The following is a 2,988-nucleotide window of genomic DNA, read 5'->3' as shown; positions in this document are numbered from 1 at the left end:
GACGCCCTTGCCGCCCGACTCAACAACCGACCCCGAAAATGCCTCGGCTACCGCACCCCCGCCGAGTGTGTTGCCTTGACCGCCTGAATCTAAGGCGGGTTGGCTCAACACCGCATCAGCTGATGGCCGCGGAGGGCCACCCACTCGTTCCAGGCGTCGGCCATACCTCGCTGGCGGCGTGATACCTGGGCAAATCATCGAGCGTTCGATCGGTTCAAGATAGGAGCCCCTCGGGCTTCGTTTCACGTGAAACATCGCGCTGCCAGATCACTCGGCTCGAGCGGCGAACGTGCGGCGCACCGCCCACGGCGAGCTTGCCTTCGCTTGACGGACAACAGAGCGCCCGTGCCTGTCGCGGGAGCATGGACTGAGGCCTTGATCGGCAGGGACGCGCGAGACCAGCAGTCATGTCGAGCGAAGCGGTGTCTTGATTGCGATCGGCGTCGTTACCGGTGCGCGCGTCGTCGGCTCGGTCTCGCTGACCCGTCGGCAGCACTGAGCGGGTGGGGGCTTCCTGAGGCCGAACACGTTGCTCCGCGATCTCGGCGCTAGCGTGAGCTGGCGGGTGTAGCCCTACCGAGCTTGGCATGACGCCGCCGTGGGAAGTCAATGCGGGGACGCGGCGCGGTGATCGATTCCTCCCCGTCGCTCGCCAGTCTGCCATTGGCCTCAGCCGGCTCTGGTGTAGCCACAAGCGAGGTGAAACCGAAAGTCGTCGCATGGAGTTCAAGAACGCGGCTTGTACGTCCCCCAAAGACATCACGTCAAGTGCCCCATGGTGGTGTGGAGAAATCCTTGAGCACCTCGCTCCATGTTTCACGTGAAACATGGGCTGGCCACGGTTCGGCGAGGGAGGGGATCAACCGAAGACTCGAATCCAGCCCTGCCGCTGAACTCTGACGGTTGGAGGCAGGTCGCGTCACCCCTGCTGTGATGGCGTCGGCCAAGGCGTAGTGTTCGCCGCTCGCCCCATGCCGCCCCTCACATAGGCGAGTCCCGGCCTCGCTCAAACAACACCACGGTGGCTCCTGCTACGGCCCCGCCCCAAAGCGCGCGCAAACTCCTGAACGACCTACTCGAGCGTGGATCGGCCAGCCGAGAGACGACCATGAACCGCTTGCCGGTTTGGAGTGGGGTTGGCGGCCGGCCAACTCGCGAAACCAGCCATACGGCCGGTGCACCGGAAGCAGGCCGTCGCCCCGGAAGTCGCCCCGGAAAGCGTGCTCGAGCCGATCAAGGTTGAGGAAGTGCGACATAGGAACCGGCGTGGTCGATCGACCCGGCACGAAGCTGGATTATCGGTGGACGCAGTTCACGGGCTTCCGATTCAAGCCATGGGCGCGAGCGCCCGAGCCCGCCGGCACCATCACGGCCATGAGCCTGCCGAAACCACAGCCACGAGCCTGCCGGCACCACAGCCACGAGCCTGCCGGCACCACAGCCACGAGCCTGCCGGCGCACCACGGCGACGAGCCGGTGCCACCACGGCAGCTCCCGAGGTGACACCTCATCCGCGGATCGCGCCGTAAGAACTACCACCACCTCCGCAGACGCAGGCGGCAGTCAGGACCACCCGGAAGATGATGATCGCGCAAGTGGCTTCTGCCGCCCATCGTTGCCTTGAGCCCCACGGCCAGTCTGCTGACCGGATACACGGCTGATGTTTCACGTGAAACATCATCCCTTCGTCGCAGCTCTGACGCGTTCGCGATCGTCGGCCCCAACAAGACTCTGGTTGAGCTCTCGATAATGGGATCAAAGGTGGAACGAAGAGCTTGAGCCATGCCGACAATTCCGAGCCATCGGGACACCGAATCGACATCCCGCCTCTGCTGTCGCACAAGCGGCCACTCTCGGCGCACCGTCCCCGGGCGAGGCCGATCCGACGCGCGCGCGGCCGGCCATGACCTCCCTGCCAGGCAGCAGGGGTAGCAGCCCTGGGTCCATCAAGCAGCTGCCGCGGTGGACCGAGTACCCGTCCAATCATTGGCTTCGGCCGCGCGCTCAGTGAGCGCAGCCCCTTTCGGTAGGTGGTTCTCGGCCTGGGTGATGCTCGCGGACGAACCGTGGTTGTCAATCGCCAGCCATAGTCAGCAGAAGTGCGACCATCACCGCCGACGACGGCGACGCACGTGTGTGCGGAGGATCCATCAGCCCACCGAAGACGACTATCGCCGTCGCCCACACTCAGTCCAACCGAAATCGGCGGCCGGTGATCAGCGCCGGTAGTCGGGCCTTAAGGACGGCGGTCGGGGGCTGGCCGTCTGCCTGCGCGCGAAGCGCAGAGGAACCGGCGGTCGAAAGCCAAGGCCGTAGACCGAGGGCCGGGGATCGGCGGTCGCGGTTCGAAGCCATGGTCTGCGGCCGAAGGTCAGCGGGTCAGCGGGTCGCGGCCGAAGATCGGCGAGTCGTGGCACCGGACGCGACCGAAGGATGGCGAGCCGCGATCGAAGTCGGCGGTCGAGGACCAGAGTCGAGGGCCAGAATCGACGGCGGCGATCGTGGGCCAGGGATCGGGGACCGGCAGTCAGGGCCAGCGGTCGGGAGCCAATGACCGAGCGCCACGGGTCCTGGGGCCACGGTCGGGGTCGAGGGTCAGGAAAGGGCAGTCGGGTGGTGTAGCTCCGCGCGGTCGGGGGCCGGGCGATCCAGAACCGGGCGATCCAGAACCGGACGATCGAGACCGGCGCGGGCGGTCGGCGGTCGAGGGCCGGGTCGAGGCCGGCGATCGAGGGCCAGTGGCGTCAAGGGCCAGGCGACGCCATCGGTGTTGGTCGCCGTGAGCCGGGCCGTGTAGGTCGTCGCGGCGGTCAGCGGGGGGCGACGGGGTGAACGTCGCCGTCTTGGTGGCGGCGGTGTAGGCGAACGGTCAGGCCCAACGGTCAAGGCCAGGGGTCAGGCCCAGCGGTCAGGCCCAGCGGTCAGGCCCAGCGGTCAGGCCCAGCGGTCAGGCCCAGCGGTCAGGCCCAGCGGTCAGGCCCAGCGGTC

It is taken from the genome of Actinoplanes sp. NPDC051633, from assembly GCF_040681735.1.
GTDB lineage: Bacteria > Actinomycetota > Actinomycetes > Mycobacteriales > Micromonosporaceae > Actinoplanes.
Note: the sequence above shows the minus strand (reverse complement) of the source record.